General features: G+C 66.0%; 1 protein-coding gene. It reads right to left on the bottom strand.

All coding sequences use genetic code 11. From position 1 onward, the window contains the following. Positions 1-477: acyl carrier protein (locus PZA18_RS24215; protein ID WP_284103453.1), on the bottom strand; the 477-nt coding region annotated here is incomplete at both ends.

The following is a 477-nucleotide window of genomic DNA, read 5'->3' as shown; positions in this document are numbered from 1 at the left end:
GGGCGGCAGCCACCGCCTCAGCGCCTATTCCGGCCGGTAGCGGAAAGTCCATCTCCAGCAGATAGGCCAATGAGTCCGGGTACAACCGGTACTGCGCATACAACCGCGCTTCCTGCGCCGACAACGGCCCAACCGTCGCTACTTCGGCCGGCAGGCTGTCGAGAAAGCGGGAAAATTCGCTCTTGACCTCGCCGGCCGGCAAGGTGGCAACCCCTTCTGGAGTAGCCTGCCGCGCCCTAATCAGCGCCCACTGGCTGGCGATGGTCGGGTTGCGGAACACATCGACCGGGCCGAAGCCAATGCCGAACTGGGTTTCGATCTGCCCGGCCAGCCGCACTGCACTCAGCGAAGAACCTGAAACCAGGAAGAAGTCCGATTCCGGCGTCAGCGCGCCCTGATAGCCCAGACAGCTGCGCCAGCAGCCAATCAGCAGCCGCAGCCCCGGTTCCAGCCCGGCCTCGTCGGCCACCGGGGCGG

The sequence above is a fragment of the Parachitinimonas caeni genome, assembly GCF_030129945.1.
Taxonomy (GTDB): Bacteria; Pseudomonadota; Gammaproteobacteria; order Burkholderiales; family Chitinimonadaceae; genus Parachitinimonas; species Parachitinimonas caeni.
This window is presented reverse-complemented; position numbering and strand designations above follow the sequence as displayed.